General features: G+C 40.6%; 22 protein-coding genes. 11 read left to right on the top strand and 11 right to left on the bottom strand.

The window, feature by feature from the left end; all coding sequences use genetic code 11:
• Window positions 1–16: 16 nt before the first annotated feature.
• From hemL to ACULLG_RS00210, 4 genes are all read right to left on the bottom strand, one after another.
• Window positions 17–1294: a glutamate-1-semialdehyde 2,1-aminomutase gene (hemL, locus tag ACULLG_RS00195; RefSeq protein ID WP_452124747.1), complete on the bottom strand. Its 1278-nt coding sequence runs from the start codon at window positions 1292–1294 to the stop codon at window positions 17–19.
• Between the two features lie 237 nt (window positions 1295–1531).
• Complete coding sequence (locus ACULLG_RS00200) at window positions 1532–2383, bottom strand: glucosaminidase domain-containing protein (protein WP_452124748.1); 852 nt, start codon at window positions 2381–2383, stop codon at window positions 1532–1534.
• Window positions 2380–3285, bottom strand: a complete 906-nt coding sequence (locus ACULLG_RS00205) for a 1-aminocyclopropane-1-carboxylate deaminase/D-cysteine desulfhydrase (protein WP_452124749.1) — start codon at window positions 3283–3285, stop codon at window positions 2380–2382. The genes ACULLG_RS00200 and ACULLG_RS00205 overlap by 4 nt, the downstream gene beginning before the upstream one ends.
• A 9-nt stretch (window positions 3286–3294) precedes the next feature.
• Entirely contained in the window at window positions 3295–3624 is a 330-nt protein-coding gene (locus ACULLG_RS00210; RefSeq protein ID WP_452124750.1) for a hypothetical protein, read from the bottom strand.
• A gap of 158 nt (window positions 3625–3782) precedes the next feature.
• Here ACULLG_RS00210 and ACULLG_RS00215 point away from each other — a divergent pair, with 158 nt between their 5' ends.
• Both ACULLG_RS00215 and ACULLG_RS00220 read left to right on the top strand, forming a co-directional pair.
• Complete coding sequence (locus ACULLG_RS00215) at window positions 3783–3944, top strand: DUF5522 domain-containing protein (protein WP_420604102.1); 162 nt, start codon at window positions 3783–3785, stop codon at window positions 3942–3944.
• A 66-nt stretch (window positions 3945–4010) separates the two neighbouring features.
• Window positions 4011–4589, top strand: coding sequence for a DUF4136 domain-containing protein (locus ACULLG_RS00220; protein WP_452124751.1), 579 nt, complete (start codon window positions 4011–4013; stop codon window positions 4587–4589).
• Between the two features lie 154 nt (window positions 4590–4743).
• On the opposite strand, the gene ACULLG_RS00225 is transcribed toward ACULLG_RS00220, so the two are convergent.
• Window positions 4744–5211: an Lrp/AsnC family transcriptional regulator gene (locus ACULLG_RS00225; protein ID WP_452124752.1), complete on the bottom strand. Its 468-nt coding sequence runs from the start codon at window positions 5209–5211 to the stop codon at window positions 4744–4746.
• Between the two features lie 153 nt (window positions 5212–5364).
• Here ACULLG_RS00225 and ACULLG_RS00230 point away from each other — a divergent pair, with 153 nt between their 5' ends.
• Window positions 5365–7125: an aromatic amino acid hydroxylase gene (locus ACULLG_RS00230; protein WP_452124753.1), complete on the top strand. Its 1761-nt coding sequence runs from the start codon at window positions 5365–5367 to the stop codon at window positions 7123–7125.
• On the opposite strand, the gene ACULLG_RS00235 is transcribed toward ACULLG_RS00230, so the two are convergent.
• From ACULLG_RS00235 to alaS, 5 genes are read right to left on the bottom strand one after another with little or no spacing between them, the layout of a single operon-like run.
• Window positions 7122–8804, bottom strand: a complete 1683-nt coding sequence (locus ACULLG_RS00235; protein ID WP_452124754.1) for a M1 family aminopeptidase — start codon at window positions 8802–8804, stop codon at window positions 7122–7124. The genes ACULLG_RS00230 and ACULLG_RS00235 overlap by 4 nt on opposite strands.
• A gap of 51 nt (window positions 8805–8855) precedes the next feature.
• Window positions 8856–9461 (bottom strand): DUF4230 domain-containing protein, encoded by a 606-nt coding sequence (locus ACULLG_RS00240; protein ID WP_452124755.1) that lies wholly within the window; start codon window positions 9459–9461, stop codon window positions 8856–8858.
• A gap of 3 nt (window positions 9462–9464) precedes the next feature.
• Complete coding sequence (locus ACULLG_RS00245; protein WP_452124756.1) at window positions 9465–10421, bottom strand: GSCFA domain-containing protein; 957 nt, start codon at window positions 10419–10421, stop codon at window positions 9465–9467.
• Between the two features lie 9 nt (window positions 10422–10430).
• A complete protein-coding gene (locus ACULLG_RS00250; protein WP_452124757.1) occupies window positions 10431–11087 on the bottom strand; it encodes a hypothetical protein in 657 nt (218 codons plus the stop codon).
• Window positions 11088–11090: 3 nt separating this feature from the next.
• Window positions 11091–13715 (bottom strand): alanine--tRNA ligase, encoded by a 2625-nt coding sequence (gene alaS, locus ACULLG_RS00255; protein WP_452124758.1) that lies wholly within the window; start codon window positions 13713–13715, stop codon window positions 11091–11093.
• A 105-nt stretch (window positions 13716–13820) separates the two neighbouring features.
• On the opposite strand from alaS, the gene ACULLG_RS00260 reads away from it, so the two are divergent.
• The 6 genes from ACULLG_RS00260 (at window position 13821) to ACULLG_RS00285 (ending at window position 17526) form a co-directional block, all read left to right on the top strand.
• Window positions 13821–14798: a M23 family metallopeptidase gene (locus tag ACULLG_RS00260; RefSeq protein ID WP_299487729.1), complete on the top strand. Its 978-nt coding sequence runs from the start codon at window positions 13821–13823 to the stop codon at window positions 14796–14798.
• Complete coding sequence (locus ACULLG_RS00265; RefSeq protein WP_452124759.1) at window positions 14798–15127, top strand: MerR family transcriptional regulator; 330 nt, start codon at window positions 14798–14800, stop codon at window positions 15125–15127. The genes ACULLG_RS00260 and ACULLG_RS00265 overlap by 1 nt, the downstream gene beginning before the upstream one ends.
• Before the next feature lie 27 nt (window positions 15128–15154).
• The gene (locus ACULLG_RS00270) at window positions 15155–15754 is read left to right on the top strand and encodes a LemA family protein (protein WP_452124760.1); all 600 of its coding nucleotides are present in this window, start codon (window positions 15155–15157) and stop codon (window positions 15752–15754) included.
• A gap of 2 nt (window positions 15755–15756) precedes the next feature.
• Window positions 15757–16194, top strand: coding sequence for a TPM domain-containing protein (locus tag ACULLG_RS00275; protein ID WP_452124761.1), 438 nt, complete (start codon window positions 15757–15759; stop codon window positions 16192–16194).
• The gene (locus ACULLG_RS00280) at window positions 16175–16969 is read left to right on the top strand and encodes a TPM domain-containing protein (RefSeq protein ID WP_452124762.1); all 795 of its coding nucleotides are present in this window, start codon (window positions 16175–16177) and stop codon (window positions 16967–16969) included. The genes ACULLG_RS00275 and ACULLG_RS00280 overlap by 20 nt, the downstream gene beginning before the upstream one ends.
• Window positions 16970–17100: 131 nt before the next feature.
• A complete protein-coding gene (locus tag ACULLG_RS00285; RefSeq protein WP_452124763.1) occupies window positions 17101–17526 on the top strand; it encodes a hypothetical protein in 426 nt (141 codons plus the stop codon).
• Window positions 17527–17532: 6 nt separating this feature from the next.
• On the opposite strand, the gene ACULLG_RS00290 is transcribed toward ACULLG_RS00285, so the two are convergent.
• Entirely contained in the window at window positions 17533–17961 is a 429-nt protein-coding gene (locus tag ACULLG_RS00290) for a nuclear transport factor 2 family protein (protein WP_452124764.1), read from the bottom strand.
• A gap of 217 nt (window positions 17962–18178) precedes the next feature.
• On the opposite strand from ACULLG_RS00290, the gene ACULLG_RS00295 reads away from it, so the two are divergent.
• Both ACULLG_RS00295 and pbpC read left to right on the top strand, forming a co-directional pair.
• The gene (locus tag ACULLG_RS00295) at window positions 18179–23734 is read left to right on the top strand and encodes an alpha-2-macroglobulin family protein (protein ID WP_452124765.1); all 5556 of its coding nucleotides are present in this window, start codon (window positions 18179–18181) and stop codon (window positions 23732–23734) included.
• Between the two features lie 111 nt (window positions 23735–23845).
• Window positions 23846–26212, top strand: coding sequence for a penicillin-binding protein 1C (pbpC, locus tag ACULLG_RS00300; protein ID WP_452124766.1), 2367 nt, complete (start codon window positions 23846–23848; stop codon window positions 26210–26212).
• The last annotated feature ends 9 nt before the right edge of the window (window positions 26213–26221 follow it).

Consider the following 26221-nt stretch of genomic DNA (forward strand, 5'->3'; position numbering starts at 1 on the left):
AGTGTTGGGTTGTTAATCAGAAAACCGTTTTAACTGCCTCAATGGTCTTGTCCAAATCGGTATAACTCAACGCATCGTTTAAAAAGTAGCTTTCAAAAGCGGAAGGCGGTAAATAAACCCCCTGTTCCAACATCCCATGAAAGTATTTTTTAAAAGTATCGTTATTACCTTTGGCAGAGGATGCGAAATCCACAACGGGTTCTTCACAAAAATGAACTGAAATCATACTGCCATAGCGGTTGATTTGATTCGTCACGCCCTTTTCGGTCAGTACCTCAGCAATTCCTTTATGTAAGTATTCTGTTTTTTCGGCTAAGCTGGTAAACACTTCAGGGCTGTCATTGAGTTCAGTGAGCATGGCAAGTCCAGCACTCATGGCCAAGGGGTTTCCACTTAAGGTTCCTGCCTGGTACACTGGTCCGTCTGGAGCCAAATGTGACATAATTTCTGAACGAGCTGCGAAGGCGCCAACAGGAAGTCCGCCCCCTATTACCTTTCCGAACATAACAATATCCGCATCAATGCCCAAAGCTTCTTGCGCCCCTCCTTTTCCCAAACGGAATCCGGTCATCACCTCATCAAACAGCAATAAAATACCTTCTTGCGTGCAGATATTCCGTAGACCATTGATAAATTCATTAGTTGGAATAATACAGCCCATGTTCCCAGCCACAGGTTCAAGAATCAAAGCGGCAATCTCACCTTTATTGGCCTCAACCAAAGCTTTCACACTTTCCAAATCGTTATAATTGGCCAGAAGAGTGTCTTTTGCCGTTCCTTGGGTCACCCCAGGGCTGTTGGGACTTCCAAACGTCACTGCCCCACTCCCGGCCTGAATCAAAAATGAATCGGAATGACCATGGTAGCAACCTGCAAACTTGATGATCTTATCTTTTCCGGTATATCCACGGGCTAATCGTACCGCACTCATACAAGCTTCGGTACCACTATTTACAAAACGAATCTTGTCAATGTTCGGCACCATAGAAACGGCCAGTTGAGCCAATTCCGTCTCAATTTCAGTGGGCATTCCAAAGGAAGTTCCTTTTTTGGCTTTTTCTATTACCGCATTGATTACGGGCTCATAGGCATGACCCAGTATCAGTGGACCCCACGAAGTGATGTAATCAATAAGTTGGTTACCGTCTTCATCATATAAATATGCTCCTTTGGCTTCTTTTACAAAAATGGGGTCACCGCCCACGGCTTTAAACGCTCGAACTGGGGAATTTACCCCTCCGGGAATGTATTTTTTGGCCTCTGCGAACAGGGCACTGCTTCGTTGGTAGATCATTTGGTCTTCTTGTCATTCCTGCGAAGGCAGGAATCTATAATTCTATTTTTTTTTGATTCCGCATCAAGTGCGGAATGACAAATGGAATGCAAAATTAGTAATCGTTTCTATCCCTGAGAAATCCATTTATCATTATTACAGTTTATCCTTCGACAGGCTCAGGATGACAACTTTTTATAACAGTCACATCTCGACTGTACTTCGACCCTACTCAGTACAGGCAACTCGATGTGACAGTTATTTTGATATTTCTTTCCGGATATTGAGCACTTGCCCAATGGAAATGGTATTGTTATTCAGATTATTGATTTGTTTGATTTCATCCACCGAAATGGCGTATTTACGGGAGATGGCGTATAGTGTTTCCCCTTGTTCAACTACATGGGTGAATACTTCATATTGTCTGGGTTTGCGCACAGTTTCCAATCCGCCTCTTACCACTTCTTCATCGTATTGGTCCAAATCGTATCGTTCAATCAGCGCAATCAATTTTTGTGGATACTTACGGTCGGTGGCATAACCCGCTTGACGCAAACCATAAGCCCATTTTTTATAATCGTTTCGTCTATAATTAAACAAGAACTTGTATCGCGAACGTGAAGACAGGAAAATACTATGATCCCGGAACGAATACATGGGGTGATTGTATTTTCTGAAACACTCACCTTTAGCATCATCATCGTGAAAATCGAACTCGCCATCCCACCCGGTATGGCACTTTATTCCAAAATGATTGTTGGTCTTTCGGGTAAGTTCTCCTTTACCAGAACCACTCTCCAAAATGCCCTGAGCCAAGGTGATACTGGCTGGAATGCCAAAGGCACGCATCTCATATTTGGCCATTTCCGAAAATGTTTCAATATATTCCTGGGTATTGGCTATGGGGAATTTTACGAAGCGACCTGGATTTACAGGTAATGGATATAATTCAGAATCTTTGGGTCCATCTTTGGGAAGTCCGGTGTTGGGATTCCGGTCTTTTTTCACTTCTACAACCGGTTTCGGTTGCTGGGCCACCGTCCTTTTTTTGGATTTACAGCTCGAAAACACTAAAACGAGCGCTAAAACATATCCTATTCTCCTGATCATACGTCCAACAACGGTAAGTTTCTTTTCTTTAATGTAAGGTTCATGCCTTTTATTCCTTGTAGCCCTCCTGTATGAATGGCCAAAATTTGGCTCCCTTTTTTAAAGGCATCCTTTTTTATTAGGTCAAAAATACCAAAAAGCATTTTTCCAGTGTAAATGGGATCTAAAGGAATCCCCGTTTCCTTTTTAAAGGTGTTGATCAAATCAATTAAACTAGCATCAACTTTGGCATAGCCTCCAAAATGGTAATCGGAAATCAGCTCCCAATTTTTATTTCGGGCAAATTTACGGATATCTTCTTTTGGAAAATCCCCTTTCAAGGCAGGGAATCCCCAAATGGTTTGATGGTCTTTTGCCGAATTGGCAAGACCTGCGATGGTTCCACCTGTTCCAACACAGCTACAAACGAAATCGAACTCTGTATCTGCTTCCGTCAAGATTTCTTCGCAGCCTTTTACGGCCAGTTCATTGGTTCCACCCTCGGGAAGGATATAAAACTTGCCAAAGGTATCCCTCAATCCATCCAAAAAGGTTTTATCACTTTTCTTTCTATAGTCAGTACGAGAAACAAAATGGAATTCCATTCCGTGTTCATGAGCAAGTTTTAGGGTTGGGTTTTCTTGCCAATTATCTTTGAGTTCTTCCCCACGAATAACCCCGATGGTTTTAAATCCTTTTTCTTTTCCAGCACAGGCGGTTGCGGCGATATGGTTTGAAAAAGCTCCACCAAAGGTTAGCAGTGTGGAATGGTCTTGCTTTTTGGCTTCGAGCAAGTTGTATTTAAGCTTTCGGTATTTGTTCCCAGAGATATGCGGATGGATGGTATCTTCCCTTTTGATATAGAGCGAAACTCCTTTTTCGTCAAAAATTGGCGAATCTATTTTTTGATTGGGAACAAGCAAGTTGTATAATTAACGCGTCAAATAGTCCAAAAAACCAAAAGACTTTCTACGCGCAAGATACTGCTTATCCTCCTCATTGGCATAGGCTTCACGTTCAAAACTAATGTTTTGATAGGCTCTATAGCTATCTAAATAAAGTACTGATCTCAACAACCATTCTGTAATGTACAACAGATAAAATGGGAGAATCAATAACTCGCGTTGTTGTTTTAGGTGTATGCGTTCATGGTTTATGAGCACTTCATCTTTTTTAAGATTATCCTCCTTTAAAAAGATAAATGGCCAAAGGGAAAGGCCTACATAATTTCGATAAAAGAAATGTTTAAAAACTAATATCACGCTAAACTATAATAGGTTTCCTACAAAGATAACCTCCAAGGTAGTAGAAAATTGGAATGATCCGATAATACGGTTAACAATTTCGGTGAATTACTTAACAATTGTCTTTTGGGTACTTTTCATCGGAATACTGTAATTTTATATTGGTTTCAATTTATATGAAAGAATATATTCCCTTGGAAGAGGGTGATTTTTACCTCTCAGAGGAAGGTTATAAAGTATTTACCAAGCAATATCACCTAAAAAGAGGGTATTGTTGTGAGAGTGGTTGTCGGCATTGTCCCTATGGTTATGATAAAAAAACCAACTCAAGGCGCTAACGCTATCTTCGGCATAATATTTGTGATTAATTTTTAGTGATTTCATTGAACTCAAAAAAGATTACTATGAGAAATTTAAAACTGTTTTCCTTCGCTGCCATGGCAGTTGTTTTTTTGGCCTCCTGCAGTTCTGTAAGGGTGGTTTCCGATTATGATAAAAAAGCTGATTTTCAAACTTATAAGTCCTATGCCTTTTATAAGACGGGTATAGACAAAGCTCAAATTTCTGATTTGGACAAGAAACGTATTCTTCGTGCCATAGAAAATGAAATGAGCTCCAGGGGGTTTGTAAAATCACAGCAACCAGACGTTCTGGTCAGCATATTTACCAAAGAGCGTGAACGTGTTGATGTCTATAACAACAACTTTGGTTGGGGCTTCGGAGGATTCTATAATCCTTGGGTCTGGGGCCCAGGTTGGGGCTGGGGCTGGAACAATCAGCCCAACGTAAGTACCCGAACAGAGGGTTCACTATACATTGATGTAATAGATGCCAAAAAGAAGGAATTGGTATGGCAAGGTCGTGGTGTAGGCACTTTGAACAACACCAAAAATATGGAAAAGAAAGAGGAGCGTATTCGCGAGTTTGTGTCTCATATCCTTGAAGAATATCCTCCAACAACAACTGCGGTTGCCTCGAACTAGGGAATTTTCTTGGTATAAAGATCAACATTTGGATTCCCACTTTCGTGGGAATGACAATATCATAAATAGGGCGAAGAATCCAAAGTAGCTGCGTTGAAGGTGTTCATCGAAGTTGGAAAAGTGAATTGGGTTCTTCGTTCTTTTTTTATGCACATTATAGCAACGGAAAAGTATTTTCGTTCTTCACCTCGTTTAAAACAAATGCACTTTTAACCGCTCCGATATTGGGTAAGATTGCGATTTTGGTCTTCGCAAACTCATAATAGGTATCTAGATTTTTTACAATTACTTTTAGCAGAAAGTCGAATTCCCCTCCCACAACAAAACAGGCAGTAACTTCTGTAAATTGTTTCATTTGATTCAAAAAATCATCCATCAAGTGTCCTTTTTGGGCTTCAAGGGAAACAAAACTAAATACGGTAATGCTACTCTCAACCATTTCTTTGTTGATAATGGCCGAATAATTTTTGATAAAGCCCTCATTTTCCAATCTTCTTATACGCTCATATACTGGTGTTTTGGTCAACCCAAGTTGCTCAGCTATGTTTTTGGCAACTGTTTTGGCATCTTTTTCCAAGATTTTTAAAATCTCACGATCAATGGCATCTAATTGAGCTTGCATACTTTTTCCTGTTTTGCTTCTTCCTATAATACAAAACTAATATTAATTCCTATAATGCTATTCATAAAAAGTCTTTATTCCTTTAAAATCTAATTTAACATGCTATTTATTCTGTCAGCAGTATCTTTATAGGAAGTTTTTAAATTATTTGCCATGCAAGACGCTGCATACGAAAGCAATCCCATTTTAGATAAGCTGCCCAAACATTTAAAGCAGTTTATCAAACCTCAGAACTACGAGGACTATTCCGCCATTAATCAGGCGGTGTGGCGCTATGTGATGCGGAAAAATGTGGATTACCTAAGTAAGGTGGCTCACCAATCTTATGTTGAAGGATTGGAACAAACCGGAATTTCCATAGACCATATCCCAAATATGTATGGCATGAATCGGATTTTAAAGGAAATCGGATGGGCTGCCGTGGCCGTAGATGGTTTTATTCCTCCTGCCGCATTTATGGAGTTTCAAGCATATAATGTTTTGGTGATAGCTTCGGACATACGACAACTGGAAAACATCGAGTATACTCCGGCTCCAGATATTATACATGAGGGTGCAGGGCATGCTCCCATTATTGCCAATCCTGAGTACGCTGAGTATCTTAGAAGGTTTGGGGAAATTGGCAGTAAAGCGATTTCTAGTGCCAAAGACTACGAACTTTATGAAGCGGTAAGGCATCTTTCAATTATCAAGGAGGCCGCTGGAACGCCTCAAAAAGAAATTGATGAAGCCGAAAAACAGATTGAGCACTTACAAGAAAATATGGGCGACCCCAGTGAAATGGCCTTAATTCGAAATTTGCATTGGTGGACGGTTGAATACGGTTTGATAGGGACGGTTGAAAATCCAAAAATCTACGGAGCCGGGCTGCTTTCATCTATCGGGGAAAGCAAATGGTGCATGCAGGACGAAGTAGTAAAACTGCCCTACACCATTGAAGCAGCGCATAAGGCATTTGATATAACCAAACCTCAACCCCAACTATTTGTAACTCCCGATTTTGCATTTCTAAGTCAAGTATTGGAAGATTTTGCCAACACCATGGCCCTTCGCACTGGTGGGCTCTCTGGAGTCAAAAAATTGCTCAATTCTAGGGCTTTGGGCACCATAGAACTAAGTACAGGCCTGCAAATATCCGGACAATTCAATTCGGTTATCGAACATGAGGGCAAACCGATTTATGTAAGGACTGTTGGACCAACGGCCCTTGCATACAGAGAAAAAGAATTGGTCGGCCATGGTACTGACCACCATTCAGAAGGTTTTGGCTCTCCTATTGGAAAATTAAAAGGCATCAACTTAGCCATTGAGGATATGGGCCCAAGGGATTTAAAGGCCTATAAAATCTATGAAGGCGAACAGATTGCTTTGGAGTTTGAAGGTGGCGTAAAAGTTGAAGGAACCATTATCACCGGCACTCGTAATCTACAAGGGAAAATTGTTTTGATTACGTTCCAGGATTGTAAAGTAACCCATGATGGCACCATTTTGTTTTTGCCAGAATGGGGCCTTTACCATATGGCCGTGGGTCAAGAAGTGGTTTCAGCCTTTAATGGACCTGCAGATTTGAACAGCTTTAACCTGATTACGCATGTTCCTTCGGAAACTACCATAAAACAGGAGAAAAACGCTTCGAGAGAACAATTGGAATTGTACTATCAGCAAATAAGGGATTTTAGGGAAGGTAGAAACACCACTACCTCAAGAAATAAGGTTTTCAAGGAATTGCAGGAAAACTATCCAGAAGATTGGTTATTGTCTGTTGAACTTTTTGAACTGGCAAAAAAAGGCAACGATTCAGGTTTTCAGAAGGAAATCAAGGCACATCTGGAAACGATTAAGCAAAACAATCCTAAAGTTGGGCATTTAATTGATGATGGAATCGCCCTGGTGGAGGGTACTTTGGTCAGTTAGAATCCCAATTTGATTAAATTTTCCGGACTTTCAATTATTTGGGGTACCGGAGCCATTTTAACAGGGTAAAAAGCCAATTTTTGCTGTTCCCCTTCTTTTAAAATGCCCAGCTCAACTTTTTTATCAATATTTCCATGCCAAATACTTCGGGACATGATCTTGTCTCCCGGTCTCAGTCCATTTTTATAGGCATTGCTATCTTCCATCACCGAAAGCACTTCTTTTTTATCTTCGGAAAGTTGAAAGCCCAATTCGTAAATTTCACTTTCTCGGGTGAAATCCAAATTCAAACTGGAAAAAAGCTCAACTAGAGGCATAGGCACTCCATGCTCAATATGCTGATTAAAGTAATCTTCGAATTCTGCCCCTAGATATTCCTTGACCACATTCACAAAATAATTGTGGGTTACTTTTTGTCCATTGTTTTTGGCATCATGGAGAATCTGGCTCATAACATCATCCAAATTCTTGGTGTTATTTGTCCTGGATCTAATCTGCTGATCAAGGACAAAAGCAAAAACGGCACCACGATAATAAGGCAACTTGGAATAATCTGGATTGGCCCAGAAATTATCATAATTAATCTCCGCATTCGGGGCCATGAAAACCGGTGAAGCATGTAAGTTTCGAATTGTACGGTTAATTTCTTGAATGAAATAGCTTGTGCTCATATCATTGATTCCATTTTTGGCAATATTCTTAAACGTATAATATTCCGTAAACCCTTCACTAAACCAATATTGTTCTTCTTCATTGTCGTTATGTATCGCGTGGCCTATCCAATTATGCATCAACTCATGATTGAATAAATAAACTATCTGATTCAATTGGGTCAAATCATTGTTCGAAACTGAGGTGGCGAATGAGTTGGTAAGTCCTGTGCCTTGAAAACTACTGCCATTTTCTAAGGGAAACGGCTGCATGGTCACCGTAAAATATTCTTGGCTATGGTCGTTCCAAAAGTTACGTTGATATTCTAGCGTCTCTTGGAGAAGGTCCTTCACTTCGTCAACTGAAAAAGGGATCCAATTTCCCCGGGTGGCCAAATACACCCTGTTTCCTTTGATGGTAATTTCCTCAATGGTAAAGTCCCCTCCAACAAAAATTGATTCCAAGAACTCTATCCTTGGAATAGCCTCCAATGTTTGTTTCTTTTCATTGTTTCCAAAACTATTATGAACAACGTCGTTAGCCGACAATCCTTTCCAATCCAAATGTACATTCAAGGTATCCCCAATAGTCAGAGGCATCATAAACAGGTTATGGGAAAAAAGATGAAAGTATTCGGGTTGAATTATGGGTCGATATATTTTTTGGGAGGTAATGGGGTTTGGAAAATCTTGTTGCAACACATATTCAAATTGTAATTCGCTTAAATTTTTTGGGTGTTTCAGAGTAATCCAACCGCTATCTTTATTTACCTCTATTTCACCTTTTACATCTCTAATTTCCATATGTTTTATAGCATTATGAAGGTTTTCTTGGCCCCATGCAGCATTTGGGTATTCCAAAACCGTAACCCCATCTTGAGAAGGCAAAAAAGACATCACTACTTGCAACCGAGGGATGGAATCCTCTGGAAGGGATGTAATTTGATATTGAATATCATTGGCTTGGTTCCGAGAACAAGAAACCACCCCAAGGATAAGCGCAAAAATTAAAATAGTACACCTAATCATTCTTTTTTGGTTTTTTGTAAGACTGAGAAAAAAGAACAATGTTACAAAAGTTCAATCTAAAAAAGAGGATAGCTCAGAGACCTTCTTTTGGTTGTATTCCAAAGTCCACCCCATCGAATTGGACAACACATAGATTCGGGAAAGTTCGCTTATTAGCCTATTCTCTGCATTGGATCTTAAAGAGGATGTTTCTACTTTTTCCATAAGAGATACTGATACATTTTTCTTGATTTCATTGTAATCCTCAGCATTGAATGGATTGAAATAATCAGCCGTTACATCGTAATACTCAAAATCTGGATTGATTTTGACCTCCGGTTCAGGAATTGAGGAAATTCTGATGGTTTTGTTGGCCTCGTCCAGCTCATATTCAATTTTGCTTAGATCATAAGCAATCGTCGCTTCGGCATTTACGACCACCAACGCTTTTTTATCGGCCGTCATTAAAGACCCAAACAACTCCTTAGAATCCGCATAATTATATACCTCCACAAAATGACCTTCGGTCACAATAAGCTTGGACACATTTTTTAATTCCTGCTGAATCAACAGGGAACTCTCTTTAAGCATGGTAGATTCCTCACGATAATCTGTACAGGATTTGTAAATCAATACGGAGGCAAGAGCTATGATTGCACCAACAAGGACTTTCTTCATGGGTCAGAATTTCATGAAAGGATATCTTTCTTGAAGATACGTAATTTTCTCCCCTAGCGACTTTTTAAATTTTTGATGTGCCTCAGAATCCGGATTAAATGGTTTGTGCTGTATTCCCTTTTGAATTGCTTCCACCTTATCCATAATTGGGTAAGTTTCTTGAGAAATCCAAGCAGATTTGAATTTTTCCCAGATGTAATCCACCGCCAGCTCGTTGGGATGCACCATATCTTTTCCATAAAAACGGTAATCTCGAAGTTCATCGATCATAATTTCATAGGAAGGGAAGTATGAAAGACCTCTCGACTGCGCTCGAGGTGACAGCATAGCATGAATTGCAGCAATCAAGTGGGCCTTGCTCCGTTGGTTTTCCACGAATCCATCCTTTAAATGGCGCACAGGGGAAATGGTAAAAATGATTTGGACATTTTTGTTTGTCGATTGAATCAATTCCACAATTCTTTTAAGACTGGAAAATATCATTTCAATGGACAACAGCTCTTTGGAAAACTCTTTTTGGGGCACTTTATGGCAGTTCGCAACAGTTTTTTGGGTTGAATTATGTTTATAGGTCCAAGCCGTACCCAAGGTCAAAACCACATGAGTGGCTTCCTTTAATGTTTTTGCAGTTTCTTCCAATCCATTATTCAAATTGTCAAGCAGTTCATGTTCCGAAAGAGCACTTACATCGGAATGTGCATCAAAACAATGCCAAATTCCGTTGTGTTCAAAAACTTCTTCTTTTTGATAGCGTTGATTCGTTACGGCCCTTTCAATAAAATTTTCAATGGCAAACGGGTGAAAAAGAATCCCAAATGGGTTTTGCGTTGTTTGAAATTTGAAATAGCCAAGTTTCGTTCCAATATTTCCCACAAAACAGGAGCCCAACAGCAATACTTTTGACTGATAGTCAATAGGATTATTTGCTTTTTCAATGGGAACAATGGTTTGAAGTTTCATATAGGAAAACTACTTACAATTTTCAATATTCTTGATCATATCCCTATACTGGTCCTCCAACTGTCCTTCCAATTGCTTTAAAATTGCCAATTCCTTCACTAGCGTGCGCATGGACCCAGCCCGAAGGGCATCCGTGGCCTTGCTCAATTCCGTTTTAACCAAATCCTGGGTATAATATAAGCCTTGAAGATCGTAGAGGCAGTCATATCCGAATTCATGGAAGATTCCCGTTGATTTTGCAATTTCCCATGCAATACTGCTCAAATCTGTGATTTCTAAATTTACAAAAGCATCGACCTCATATTTGTACAATCCATTGCCTACCCAAACAGAATCAACACTTGAAAAATACCGGGGATACCTTTGCCTAAAATTGTGCATTGTGAAAGGGTTCAAAATCAATTTTCCATCATCCCCGTTTAAACTATCCATTTCAGCAAAAAAAGCTGGAATCTTTTGATTGAGCACCCTATTTTTTACTAGTTCTTCCAAATTGGCTTCAATTTCCCCTTTTATTTTTACCAGGGCCACCTCTTTATCTTGCTGAACCGCTTTGGAAGTATTCCAATCGTTAAACCAAATGGCCAGATTTATGCCAACAAAAAGCAACACAATCTCACCTACAATGTATTTCCAATTGAAGTTTTTAAACTTGAAGAATCGCATATCTTAGTTTACAGCGGCAACAAACTCCTTCGCATTTTTTAATGCGTCAGGTATCCCAGCGGGGTTTTTTCCACCGGCGGTGGCGAAGAACGGCTGTCCTCCCCCGCCTCCTTGTATGTATTTGCCAAGCTCACGGACAATATTGCCGGCATTTAATCCCTTGTTGGACGCTATTTCCTTGGAAATGTAACAGGAAAGTATCGCTTTTCCATCTTTTTCTGCGCCTAATAACAGAAACAGATTCGAAACCTGTCCACCTATTTCAAAGGCCAAATCCTTTATGCCGGCGGCATCCAAATCGACCTTTTTAGCCAAGAATTGAATCCCATTGACCTCTTCCAGTTCGGCAATTAATTCGTTTTTAAGACCTTTGGCCTTGTCCTTTAATAGTTGCTCCACCTGTTTTTTTAAAGCAGTGTTTTCGTCTTGCAAAACTTCTACAGCTTTCACAGGGTCTTGGGCCTTGTTCAATAAATCTTTAATCTCAAACAACATCCGGTTATTCTTAAAGTAGAATTCCTTTACGGCATCAGATGTAATTGCTTCAATCCTTCGGATTCCAGCGGCAACGGCTCCTTCGGAGACGATTTTAAAGTGCCAAATATCCGCTGTGTTTTTCACGTGGGTGCCTCCACACAATTCAATGGATTGCCCAAAGCGAACGGTACGTACCGTGTCTCCATATTTTTCGCCAAAAAGCGCCATGGCACCTTGTTCCATAGCTTCTTTAATGGGAATATTTCGGTTTTCTTCAAAAGGAAGCTGCCCTTCAATCCGAGCATTTACGAAGTTCTCCACGTCGCGAAGTTCTTCCACCGTCAATTTTGAAAAGTGGGAAAAATCAAAACGAAGGTGTTTGGAGTGAACCGCAGAACCTTTCTGTTCTACATGGGAACCCAAGACCTCCCTTAAAGCCTGATGTAACAAATGTGTTGCAGTATGATTACTCGCAGTACGCCATCTTTGCTTTTTATCTACAACTGCTCTAAAAGTATCGGAAACATTCTTTGGAAGATTGCTTGAAAAATGAACAATTTCATTATTCTCTCTTTTGGTATCCAAAATATAGATGACATCACCATTAGGAACCTCGAGATAGCCCTTATCTCCTACTTGACCCCCACCTTCCGGATAGAAAGGGGTTAGATTGAAGACCATTTGATATTGATCTCCTTCCTTTTTACTGCTGACCTTTCGATATTTTACCAACTTCACATCAGCCTCAAGACTGTCATATCCGATAAACTCTTGCTCCGAATCTTCCAGAAGTACTGTCCAATCGTCTTTGGAAACTTCTGAAGCCGCCCTAGATCTATCCTTTTGAACTTTCAGTGCTTTTTCAAAACCTTCTACATCGAGTTCATATCCTTTTTCCTCCAAAATCAATGAAGTCAGGTCAATTGGAAAACCAAAGGTATCATACAACTCAAATGCTTTTTGGCCATCGATGGTTTTGCTTTTTGAAGATTTTATTACTGAATCCAATAGCACCAATCCCTGCTCCAAAGTGCTCAAAAAAGAACTTTCTTCTTCCTTAACCACATTCTCTATCAACTGGTACTGCTCGCGAAGCTCTGGAAATGCCTTGCCCATGGTTTCTCCCAACACTTTTACCAATCGGTAGATAAACGGCTTGTTGGTGCCCAAAAAGGTAAATCCATAGCGAATCGCACGTCTTAATATCCTTCGAATCACATATCCAGCTCCATTATTGCTCGGTAATTGTCCATCAGCAATCGAAAATGAAACTGCTCTAATATGGTCTGCAACCACCCGAATAGCGATATCGGTCTGTTCATCCTTTCCGTATTTATGGCCGGTGATAATCTCTATTTCCCGAATAAGTGGGGTAAAAACATCAGTGTCATAATTGGATTGCACGCCTTGCAACACCATACAGAGGCGTTCAAATCCCATTCCGGTATCCACATGCTTCTCAGGAAGGCTTTCCAACTCACCACTGGCCTTTCTATTGTATTGCATAAAGACCAGATTCCATATTTCCACCACTTGTGGATGATCTTGGTTCACCAACGAAGCACCTGGAACTTTAGCTTTCTCTTCTTTTGACCGGATATCAACATGTATTTCTGAACAGGGGCCGCATGGACCTTGATCACCCATTTCCCAGAAATTGTCCTTTTTGTTGCCCATTATGATTCTGTCTTCTGGAACTATAGCTTTCCAAAGTTCAAAAGCCTCTTTATCCATTTCCAGATTATCCGCATCATCACTTCCTTCAAAAACAGAAACATATAGACTGTCCTTATCTATTTTATAGACTTTGGTCAACAGCTCCCATGCCCATTGAATGGCTTCCTTTTTAAAATAATCTCCAAAACTCCAGTTGCCCAACATTTCAAACATGGTGTGATGGTAGGTATCCTTGCCCACCTCATCCAAATCATTATGTTTTCCGCTAACACGGAGGCATTTTTGGGTATCAGAAACCCGTTTTGAGCTCGGAACCGAATTTCCCAAGAAAAATTCTTTAAACTGGTTCATTCCCGCGTTGGTGAACATCAAAGTGGGGTCATCTTTCATCACCATAGGGGCAGATGGAACAATTTTATGCTCCTTCCCTTTGAAAAAATTTAAAAACTGGGTTCTGACTTCTTGGGATGTCATTGAATTTGCTAGGGTTTTATTAAATTTAACACTTTAAGAAAAACAATTTTTATATTTGTTTGTTTTCTTAAAAAAGAATGCGCAAAAATAGGATAAAATCCCTTCATGTCTAAAGTTAAGTACTATTACGATCCAGATACGCTTTCCTATCGGAAGATAGAGCCCAAAAAATCCAAAAAGTATAGGAATCTTTTCTTTTTTATAGTAGGTGCCGCATTATTTGGACTTTTAGGCCTAATTGTGCTTCTGAACACCAATTTGCTCAATACACCGAAAGAGCTTTCCCTAGATCGGGAAGTCCGTAATTATGAGCTCCAGTTTGAGATATTGACCAAAAAAATGGAGCAAATGGAACAAGTTTTGGCCAATATTGAAGATCGCGACAACAATATCTATCGATTATATTTTGAGGCAAATCCGATTCCCGAAGAACAACGTAAAGCTGGTTTTGGAGGTGTAAATCGATATAAGTCACTCGAAGGTTTCAACAATTCTGAAATTATTACCAACGCCACCCAACGATTGGATATTATTCAGAAACAAATGGTGATTCAGTCCAAATCACTGGATGAAATAGCCAAACTGGCTGAGGAAAAAGAAAAACTATTGGCTTCCATTCCTGCAATTCAGCCTGTTCGAAATGAAGATTTGACTCGGATGGCATCAGGTTACGGATGGCGTTCTGATCCTTTTACCAAGGCACGAAAAATGCATTGGGGAATGGATTTTACAGCGCCGCGTGGCGTTCCTATTTATGCGACCGGAGACGGCACCGTAAAACGAGCCGACAACCGATCGTCTGGTTATGGCAAACACATTCGAATTGATCATGGGTATGGCTATATGTCTTTGTACGCGCATTTGAGCAAATACAATGTGACCAAAGGTCAAAAGGTAAAACGAGGGGATTTGATAGGTTTTGTAGGTAATACAGGACGATCTGAGGCTCCTCATTTACATTATGAGGTGTTCAAAGATGAAGAACGCATCAACCCCATTAACTTCTATTATGGAAGTTTGACGGCGGAAGAGTTTGAAAATATGCTCAAATTCGCCAATCAAGAGAATCAATCCTTGGATTAATGCACGTAGACCTTCCTGAAAAACGATATTATGGCATTGGCGAAGTGGCCAAGGCTTTTGGAGTGAACACTTCTTTGATTCGTTTCTGGGAAAAGGAATTCGATGTACTGCAACCTAAGAAGAATGCCAAAGGCAACAGAAAGTTCACGCCCAAGGATATCCAAAACCTCCAACTCATTTATCACTTGGTCAAAGAACGTGGCTTTACGTTAGAAGGCGCCAAAACCCATTTAAAGGAGGAAAAACAAAAAGTGCTTTCCAATTTTGAGGTCATTCAGAAACTACAAAAAGTAAAGGCCGAACTTTTAAAGATCAAAGAACAACTATAATTATAACAAACACTAAAACCATATAAAATGAAAAAATGGCTAATTCCGCTAGTTATCATAGGTGCCCTGGTATTTATACTTGGGGGCTGGTACGTTAGAACCAACAACACTCTTGTTGACATGAAAGGGCAGGCCACCAAACAATGGGCCAATGTAGAAAGTTCGTACCAACGACGAAGTGACCTAATTGGAAATTTGGTAAAAACGGTACAGGGAGCAGCCGATTTTGAAAGAAACACCTTAAAAGAGGTTATTGAAGCACGAGCCAAGGCTACTTCAACCACCATTGATGCCAACAATATAACACCTCAACAGTTGGCGGAGTTCCAACAGGCACAAACGGGACTTTCTTCTGCACTTTCTAGATTATTGGTTACTGTAGAACGGTATCCTGAGCTTAAAGCCAATCAAAACTTTTTGGAATTGCAATCGCAATTGGAGGGCACTGAAAATAGAATCAATGTAGAACGAAATAGGTTCAACAATCTCGCTGGGGAGTACAATATAAAAATAGAGAAAATCCCAACGAATATTATTGCCAGTATTGCAAATTTTGACCCATTGGCACTATTCAGTTCCAATCCAGGTGCCGAAAACGCTCCAGATGTAAATTTCGATTTTAATTAAACATGTCACAAGTAGAGGAATTTTTAACTGCCAATGAGGAGCAGGAGATCGTCAATGCGATTCTAGAAGCTGAAAAGAGTACTTCGGGAGAGATTAGGGTGCATATTGAAGCATCTGCAAAAATGGACCATTTTAGCAGGGCGCAGCAGATATTTCACTTTCTAAAAATGGATAACACCAAGGATGAAAATGGCGTCTTGCTATACGTAGCGGTAGATGATAAAAAGTTTGTCATTTATGGGGATTCTGGGATTGACCGGGCCGTTCCCAAAGGTTTTTGGGACACTACCAAAGATGTCATCTCTTCCCATTTTAAGCAAGGAAACTTTAAACAAGGAATTGTAGAAGGCGTCTCAATGGCCGGTAAAGAACTAAAAGCCCATTTCCCATGGGATCATATGGACACCAACGAGCTTAGCGATGCCATATCCAAAGGTTAATTTGCTGCTCGCTTTTTTATGTGTTTCCCTTTCCTGGGGGCAGTTTGTCATTCCGGAAAAACCACAAAAGCAGACCAGTGTTTATGATTATGTGAATCTGTTGCCCACCTCCCAAAGTAAAGCTTTGGAGCAAAAACTTATTAGATATTCGGACAGTACCTCAACCCAAATTGTAATCGCTATAATTGCCTCAACCGAGGGGGAAAACATAAATTATCTAGGTGCGCAATGGGGCCAGCAATGGGGAATTGGCCAATCCAACAAGGATAATGGGGTACTTGTGCTTTTGGCCAGGGATGACCGCAGAATTACTATTAATACGGGTTATGGTGTTGAAGGTGCTTTGACTGATTTCATGTCGAAACGCATTATTGAAACCGTCATCATCCCTGAATTCAAAAAAGGGGATTATTATGGTGGTCTGGACAAAGGCTCCGATGCTATTTTCCAGGTTTTGACAGGCGAATTTAACGAGGACCGAACTTTTGGAAACGACCCTGGGTTCTCTTTAAAGTCTTTGTTGCCTTTTATCATCTTTATTGTAATCTTGATAATTCTTGCACGAGGCCGAAAAAACAACCGTAACAACAGAGGGGGCCGTGGAGGCCGAAATTCTGGAATGGATATCTGGGATATGATTATCCTCAGCAATATGGGTCGTAGCTCCCGCTCCTCTGGTGGAGGATTTGGAGGTGGTGGTTTTGGCTCTGGCGGATTTGGGGGCGGCTTCGGAGGGGGCGGCTTCGGAGGTGGTGGAGCCTCCGGTGGATGGTAACATGCGTACGATGCCAAGAATTGTTGCACAACTATTTCAAAAAAATCACGTTACAAAGGCAACCATCATGAAGAAAACCATCTACATCAAAAAAGATAATGGCTTTGCGAAGATTTATCCTTCACACTTTAATGGCATCAATTATTTTAAGTTGTAATGAAACTGATGTAGACTGCAGCACAGTACTATGTGCTGGACCGCCCAGTCTAGTTTTTGAGGTTTTGGCAAATGGCGAAAATGTTTTTGGAGAAGGAATATATACAACCCAAGACATTTCACTTTCTGGAACTTATCCAAGTCAAACCGAATGGACCACAAATGAGGTCAATCTAGGCGCTGAAAACATCCATGTATTGGCCATAAGTAGTTTTGATTGGCAAGAAATCATTTACGAATTCACCTTGAATATTGGAAATGAATATACCACGGACATCACTGTGGCAATTGAAAATTCATCTTCAGATGGGTGTTGTGGTGGTATCCCAAGAATCAAAAGTCTCAAAATTGATGAGGCTACGGTTGAAAATCCATACAACCTTATAACCTTGAATTTTTAGTATTTCTTATTCTTTTTTTGACTTGTCTGTTCTTCTATAAAAAATCTTGTTCACTATTTTCCATTCCCCATCAATCTTTAAAAGGTTCATGAAATCAACAAAGGTGAAGTCTGGATACTGTAGTTCCAGTCTGGCGTTGGCTGCATGACCGGAGATAGTGATGTCTGCAATACGGTTGACCCTATCCACCCTTGACCCTGGTTTCATTCCGCTGAAAAATTCAAGGGCGTTTACTTCTTTGTACCCCTCCTTGGTAATGTATTTCATGGTTGCCGTTTCATGAAATGCCTTTTTCAAGGTCTCGAAATCTCTGTTAGATCCACCCTCCATATAATAATTTAAAGTTTTCTCTATCAATTGATAATCCGATTCTTGGGCATTTACTGTACAAAAAATACTTGCTGTAAAAAATAAAAGGAGAAAATTGCGCATCATGGCTGTTTAAGTTTTAATTGTTGATGGTTTCAATTTATCAATTTTAAGAGCTAGATACTTTGTCTCAAATCATAAATATTTCATAAGGTTCAATCCAACAATCCCAAACCATCCGTAAATCTTTATGGGTGTTTCATAAACTCCCAAGCCCCCTCAATCCATTTTTAAGCTATCTTGTCCGTGGTTAAATTACAGTTTTAATTAATTCCCATTTGGCATGTCTCATTATCTTCGAATATTCCTTTTTTCGCTTGTTGTCTTATCCGTTTCTTGTAAAAAGAAAGCCCCAGAATCAGAAACAGACAATCTTTTTAAGTTCAAAGATTATATCAGCTATCATACCCATGGCAACCAAAGTATTTCTACCCCGATCACCATTGTTCTTGCTAAACAATTAAATCAGTTTGAGCTTACCCAAGAGCTTCCTTCGGAATATTTGAAAATATCTCCAAAAGTGGAAGGGAAACTCGCCATTGAAAATGGAAGAGAGCTTGTATTTCAACCTTCAGAATATTTAAAGCCGGATACGGAGTATGTGGTGAGTTTGGCATTGAACAAGCTTTTTGAGGACATTGATCGTGATTTTAAAGAATACACCTTCAGTTTCAAGACCATCACTCCAAATTTCAAGATTACTCTCGGCAATTTACAATCGTACAGCAAAGATTGGCAGTACCTTTCTGGGACCTTAAATGCATCTGATATTGTGGACGCTTCAAAATTAAACGAGGTGCTTTCAGTAAAACAAGGTGACAAAGAAATTCCTATAAAATGGGATGGAAACGAGGAAAATGCCCAATATTTTAGCTTTAAAATAGATAGCATTTCACGCAAGTCCGAAGATAGCGAGTTAACAATACGCTGGAGTGGAAAGGATTTTGGCATTGACAATGAAGGGGAGGAAAAATATACCATCCCGGGATTGAACAAATTTGTGGTAGTGGACGCTAAGACCGCATCATCACCCAATGCGGCACTTACTCTGAATTTTTCAGAACCGTTAAAACAAAATCAGAATCTAAATGGCCTCGTTACTATCGAAAATGCGCAAAATCTGCGCTATGAAATTGATGGAAATTTATTGAAAGTTTATCCTTCCAACCGAATTCTTGGCGAAGTACGGGTCAATGTTTTTGAGGGCATCAAAAGTGAATATGGTTTCACCTTGAAAAATCAATTTTCTGAATTGGTGTCCTTTGAGCAATTGAAACCAGCTGTGCGGCTCATTTCCAAAGGTACCATTCTCCCGAACGCAGCTTCAACACCTATTTATTTTGAAACCGTAAACCTTTCTGCTGTTGAAGTAAGGGTGATTCAGGTCTTTGAAAATAATATGTTGCAGTTTTTACAAAACAATAATCTAACACAAAAATACAATACCGATTTAAGGACGGTTGGACGAAGGGTGGCCTATAAAGTGATTCCACTTTCTGAAAAAGGAGCCGAAAATACGAGCTATTGGAAGGCACATGCGCTGGATCTTTCCCAATTGATCAAGGTGAACCCAGGGTCCCTGTATCGGGTTGAGTTTAGCTTTAAAAAAGAACACACCACATATGATTGTGATGATGCAGGTGATTCCGAAGGGATTTTAGAGGACATCGCGATATCCACTCATGATGACACCCAGGAAGAACGTTATTGGGACAATGAAATCTATAATTGGAGAAACTATGATTGGAATTGGGAAGAACGGGACAACCCATGCCATACTGCCTATTACAACGATAACCGATTGATAACTACCAATCTTCTTGGAAGTGATTTAGGATTGATCGTGAAAAAAGGGAACAATCGTTCCTATCATTTTGCTGCAACCAATTTGCTCACTACTAAGCCTGAGGCCAACACAACCATTAAATTGTATAATTACCAACAGCAACCGTTGGGCGAAATCACCACCGATGTTTCAGGGTTTGGAATTTTTGATAGTGAGAAAAGGGCGGCCTTCGCCATTGCAGAGAAAAACAACAATTTCGCTTACGCAAAGTTAGCAGATGGAAACGCACTTTCTTTAAGCAAGTTTGATGTCTCCGGTGAAACTTTGCAAAATGGGTTACAAGGTTTCATGTATACCGAGCGAGGGGTGCACCGTCCCGGCGACACTGTGCATTTGACCTTTGTTTTGAATGATCGGAGCAATCCCATTCCAGAAGACCACCCTGTTACTTTAGAAGTCAATGATGCCCGTGGAAAGCTCGTCCAAAGAAATGTGCTCAAAGAAGGCTCACTGCATATTGAAGAGGGGCTTTATGCTAAAAGAGAAAAAGATTTTTATTACTTCCCAATCCCCACAAAACCTGAAGACCCAACAGGCACTTGGAATGCCAAAATCATTGTGGGCGGTGCCGAATACAACAAGAGTTTAAAAATTGCCACCATAAAACCCAATCGACTTAAGGTTGATTTCTCTTTTGAAGATGAAATCCTAAAAGCAAACAAAAACAATATTGGCCAAGCCAAAGTGCAATGGTTGCACGGTGCCCCAGCACGTAATCTTAAGATTGACATCAATGCCAACATAAAAAATGCTTCTTCGGCGTTTCCAAAGTTTAAAGATTACACCTTCCAAGATCCCGTGCGTACGTTCAACGAGATTGAAAATCAATTTATCCAATCCAAATTGGATGATAATGGGATTCTCAATATCAACGAAAAAATCAACATAAATGGAAATGCGCCCGGAATGCTCCAGGCCACGTTTACCACGAAAGTTTTTGAAGGTGGGGGTGACTTCTCTATCGATGTATTTTCTAAAAAGTTGGCTCCATTTACTCATTTTGTCGGGCTTCGTTCCCCAAAAGCGCGTAGATATGGTTCCTTTTTAACCGATGAAAACACCGAATTCGATGTAGCAAGTGTAAATGCCGATGGGAAAGCTGTTGGAAATCGAAAATTAAAAGTGCAAATCTTTAAGATTGAATGGCGTTGGTGGTGGAACCGAGGTCGAGACAATCTCTCCCGTTATGAAAATGCAACGGTCCATAGACCCTACAAAGAAATGTCCGTTACCACGGCAAGCAATGGGAAAGGCAGTTTTAAAGTAAACATTCCTGATGACGACGGTGGACGTTTTTTGATTCGGGTTATTGATGAAGCCTCCGGCCATGCAACTGGTCGCACCGCCTATTTTTACAGAAATTGGTGGAGAAGACCAGCTTCCGGAGATTCTGAAAGTTCAAAAATCCTGGTTTTTTCAGCGGACAAAGAAAAATACTCTTTGGGAGAAGAGGCCGTGGTCACTTTTCCTTCAGACCGTGGTGGTAGAGCGTTGCTCAGCATTGAAAATGGTTCCGAAGTGCTATCACAGCAATGGATTGAAACCTCGGCAAAAGAAACCAAAGCAACTATTCCTATATCCGCAGAAATGGCACCTAATGCATATATCAACATTTCGCTATTGCAGCCTCATGGACAGGTCGCCAACGACCTTCCCATCCGTCTTTATGGAGTAGTACCCTTATTAGTGGAAAATCCGGCTACGCATCTCAATCCAGAGCTACAAATGCCAGAAGTATTGCAGCCAGAAACTTCATTTAAAGTAAGTGTATCTGAAACCAACAACAAACCCATGACCTATTCTTTGGCCGTGGTAGATGAAGGTTTATTAGACCTTACACGATTCAAAACCCCGGATATCCACGGTTCATTTTATGCGAGACAAGCATTGGGAGTTAAAACCTTTGACATTTTTGATGATGTCATGGGAGCCTATTCCATCAGTGTTGACAACATTTATGAGATTGGCGGTGGTGGTGTTGGCGAAGGGGCAAAAAACCGAAAAGCGCAGCGTTTTAAGCCCGTGGTCAGCTATTTGGGTCCATTTAATTTGAAGGCTGGGGAAAAAGCATCTCACACGATAAACATGCCCAATTATGTCGGCTCGGTTCGTACCATGCTCATTGCCGGAAATCAAAATAGTGCCTACGGCAACACTGAAAAAACCACTCCGGTCAGAAAACCATTAATGGTATTGACATCTTTGCCCAGAAAATTGTCTCCAGGTGAAAAAGTGACCATTCCCGTTACTGTATTTGCCATGGAAAAAAAGGTGAAAAATGTGAGGGTTTCCATTGAAGCCGGCAACGCTTTGGAACCTTTAGGGGCAACTTCCAAAAATATCACTTTCGATGCCGTGGGCGAGCAAATTGTGAATTTTGATTTTAAAGTAAATCCAACCAGATCTTTTCAGAACATAAAGGTATCCGCGGCGGGAGCAGGGGAAAGCGCCAGCAATGAAATTGAAATTGACGTAGAAAATCCAAATCCGGTTACCACTAAAAGCACCTTGTACACTTTAGATGCGAATCAATCCGAATCCATATCCATGGAAACTTTTGGAACCTCGGGTACCAATACAGCCACAATCGAGTTTTCAACCCTCCCTCCCATGGATTTCTCCAAACGGATGGAATATCTATTGCAGTATCCACATGGCTGTGTAGAGCAAACCACCTCCGCTGCATTCCCACAATTGTTTTTGGATGATGTACTCGATATCACTTTCGATAAGAAAAAAGAGGCAGAAAAGAACATTAAAGCAGCAATTAAAAGGCTGAACAATTTCCAAACTTCCGGTGGTGGCCTAAGCTATTGGCCAGGGTATAGCGGAGCAGATGATTGGGGCACCTCTTACGCGGGTCACTTTATGTTAGAGGCCAAACAAAAAGGATATCAATTGCCTTTAACATTTTTGAGCAATTGGTTGCGCTATCAGAAAAATACCGCTCGTCAATGGAGCAATCAACAAAGTCGCTATAATGACGATATGGCCCAGGCGTACCGTTTGTACACTTTGGCCTTGGCCCAACAACCAGAGTTAGCCGCCATGAACCGTCTCCGAGAGGCAAAAAATTTAAGCAATGAAGCCAAATGGCGATTGGCTGCGGCTTATGCACTGGTTGGCAAAAAAGAGGTGGCAAAAGAATTGGCTCGAATCGCCAATATTGACTTTGAACCGAATTCCTATAATTATAGAACCTATGGTTCTGTTTTCAGAAATCGAGCCATGGCCTTGGAAACTATGGTAATTCTTGGGGATTCCCAGCAACGTGATTTGGCCATTTCCCTGGCCAAGAATCTTTCCTCCCAAAGATGGTATAGCACGCAAGAAACATCGTATGCGCTATTGGCAATGGCCAAAATGGTGGCAAAAAACGGCGGCAAATCCCTTGACCTTACTTTTACCAATAATGGAAAAGAGGTTGTGGTAAAAACGGATAGAGCCATCGCACAGCGCAATCTTGTTATTTCAGGGGCAAGAGAAGAAATTCAGGTAAAAAACAATCAAAACAACACCATTTATGCCACTTTGGTGCAAAGTGGAAAGCTTCCCGTGGGGCAAGAATTGGCCCAAGCTAAAAATTTAAGGTTATCTGTTGATTACCTTGATGCGGTTGGAAACCATATCGATGTTTCACAATTGCGTCAAGGAACAGAGTTGCAAGCGAAATTGACGATTTTCAATAGTTCTAACGATTATATTGATAATTTGGCCCTGACCCAGATTGTCCCCAGTGGATGGGAAATTGTGGATACATCTTATGCAGGAACATCAGACTCCAATTCAAGCAAAGCTGAATACATTGATGTGCGTGACGACCGAACCCATTTCTATTTTGACTTGGCTGGCAAAAAATCCAAAACATTCATTGTAAAATTGAATGCTTCTTTCTTAGGTGAATATTATCTGCCCGGGTCACAAGTTGAAGCCATGTATGATGATAATTACCATGCTAGAAACAAAGGAAAATGGATTAAAGTAGTAAGATGATTTTATGAACACCCTCCTTACTCCTCCCCCAAGGGAGGAATTTCACTGATTAGAATTGTCCCCTTGAGGGGACTTTAGGGGTGTCTTTTTGAACCAATTCACTACGAATCAATGACTTTTAACAGAATCTATATCACAATACAACGGCATAAAATCAAAATTGGCTTATCGCTGCTTTTCTTTTTGATATGGTTGTTCTGTTTGCCCAAAACTTTGTTTGGGGAACCGACCTCAACCGTAGTCACCAGTTCCGATGGGATTTTGATTGGTGCCCGAATTGCCGATGACGGGCAATGGCGTTTTCCGCAAATGGATTCCATACCCGAGCGTTTCAAGCAAAGTGTACTGTTATTTGAAGATGAATATTTCTACCAACATCCTGGATTCAACCCAATCTCCATCTTCAACGCCATAAAACATAACCTGACCAAGGATACCCGAAGGGGAGGTAGTACCATAACCCAACAGGTAATCAGGTTGAGCAGAAAAAACAAGTCTCGAACCTATTTTGAAAAATGTATTGAGCTTTTTTTGGCCACCCGATTGGAATTCAGATATTCCAAAGATGAAATCTTAAAACTGTATGCTACGCATACTCCCTATGGTGGTAATGTAGTTGGGTTGGAAACAGCTTCCTGGCGGTATTTTGGTATTCCTGCACAAGAATTGAGCTGGGGACAATCGGCAACTTTGGCGGTATTGCCCAATGCCCCATCTTTGATTTTTCCGGGACGGAACGAACAAATCTTAATGGAAAAACGGAATCGCTTGCTCAAAAAACTTTGGGACAAAGAATACATCGACGAAACCACCTACGAGCTTGCCATTTTGGAGCCCTTGCCGAAAAAACCACGTCCTTTACCCAATAGTGCCCCCCACCTTACAGAGCGGATAAAAAAAGAACATCCTGGAAAGCGCATAAAATCTTCTATTGATAGGCATCTGCAAAATCAGGTAAATATTCTGGCGGAACGTCATTACAATCAATTAAAAAGCAATGAAATCTATAACCTTTCCATTTTGGTTTTGGATGTGGAAACAAGAAAAGTGCTTTGCTATGTTGGCAATTCTCCAACCATAAGGGCTCATGGAAATTATGTGGACATTATCACCAAAAAGAGAAGCACTGGAAGCACCTTAAAACCATTTTTATTTGCCTCGCTGTTGCATGAGGGCCAATTACTACCCAATAGTTTGGTAAAGGATATTCCAACCGTAATCAATGGGTACAACCCTCAAAACTTCAACAAAAAATATGCAGGTGCCGTACCTGCAAGCCGAGCACTTTCCCGTTCGTTGAATGTACCCGCGGTTCGACTGCTACGGCAATATGGACTTCAAAAATTCTACAACCAGCTCCACAAAATGAACCTAAGGTCGTTGAACAGACCTGCCGGTCACTATGGCCTTCCCCTTATTTTGGGAGGTGCGGAAGGTTCTTTGTGGGACATTACCAAAACGTATGCCTCAGCAGCATCGACCCTAAACTATTTTTTATCAAATTCCAGTACGTATCGCACCAATGAATTTATAGAACCCAGCTATTTACAGGAAAGTGAAATTGATTTTGGTGAAGAACAATTCGAATCACCAATTTTGAATGCGGGGTCACTATACCACACTTTTAAATCGTTGCGAGAAGTGAATCGCCCCGAAGGGGATGAAAATTGGCAGTTTTTTGATTCGTCGCAAGCCATTGCGTGGAAAACAGGGACCAGTTTTGGGTTTAAAGATGCCTGGGCAGTGGGAGTTACCCCAAAACATGCCATTGGTATCTGGGTTGGAAATGCTGATGGAGAAGGCAGACCAGGCCTCACTGGAATCACTGCCGCTGCCCCTCTACTTTTTGATGTTCTAGATGCCCTGCCACAAAGTGGGTGGTTTCAGGAACCTTATGATGATTTGATGGAATTGGAAATTTGCAAGGAAAGCGGGTTTAGGGCTTCAACATTTTGTGATGTTATTCAGAAAGAATTGCTCCCCATAAAAGGAACCAGAAGCAAACAGTGCCCATATCATCATCAACTATTTTTAGATAAAAATGAGGAGTTTAGGGTGAATTCAAATTGTTATCCTTTGGAAAACATGGCACAAAAAAACTGGTTCAGCTTACCCACTGTGGTCGAATATTATTATGCCAATTCCCATCCCAATTATAAAAGTTTACCTCCTTTTTTTGAAGGATGCCATGCTGAGGAAAAGCAATTGATGGAATTCATCTATCCAAAAAGGAATGAAGAGATTCTTTTACCACGAGATTTGGGAAAAACTTCAAAGGAAATCATATTTAAACTGGCACATCAGCAGCGAGAAAGTATGGTGCATTGGTATTTGGATGAAACCTATCTGGGTTCCACCACAAATTTTCACGAATTGATTGTTGAAACCCAACTTGGGAGCTACAGATTAACCGCGGTTGATGATGAAGGGAACAGAATCCAACAAAATTTGAATGTACAAATGGCTGCCGAAAACTGATAGTTTTAG

The organism is Flagellimonas sp. 2504JD1-5 (assembly GCF_053618295.1).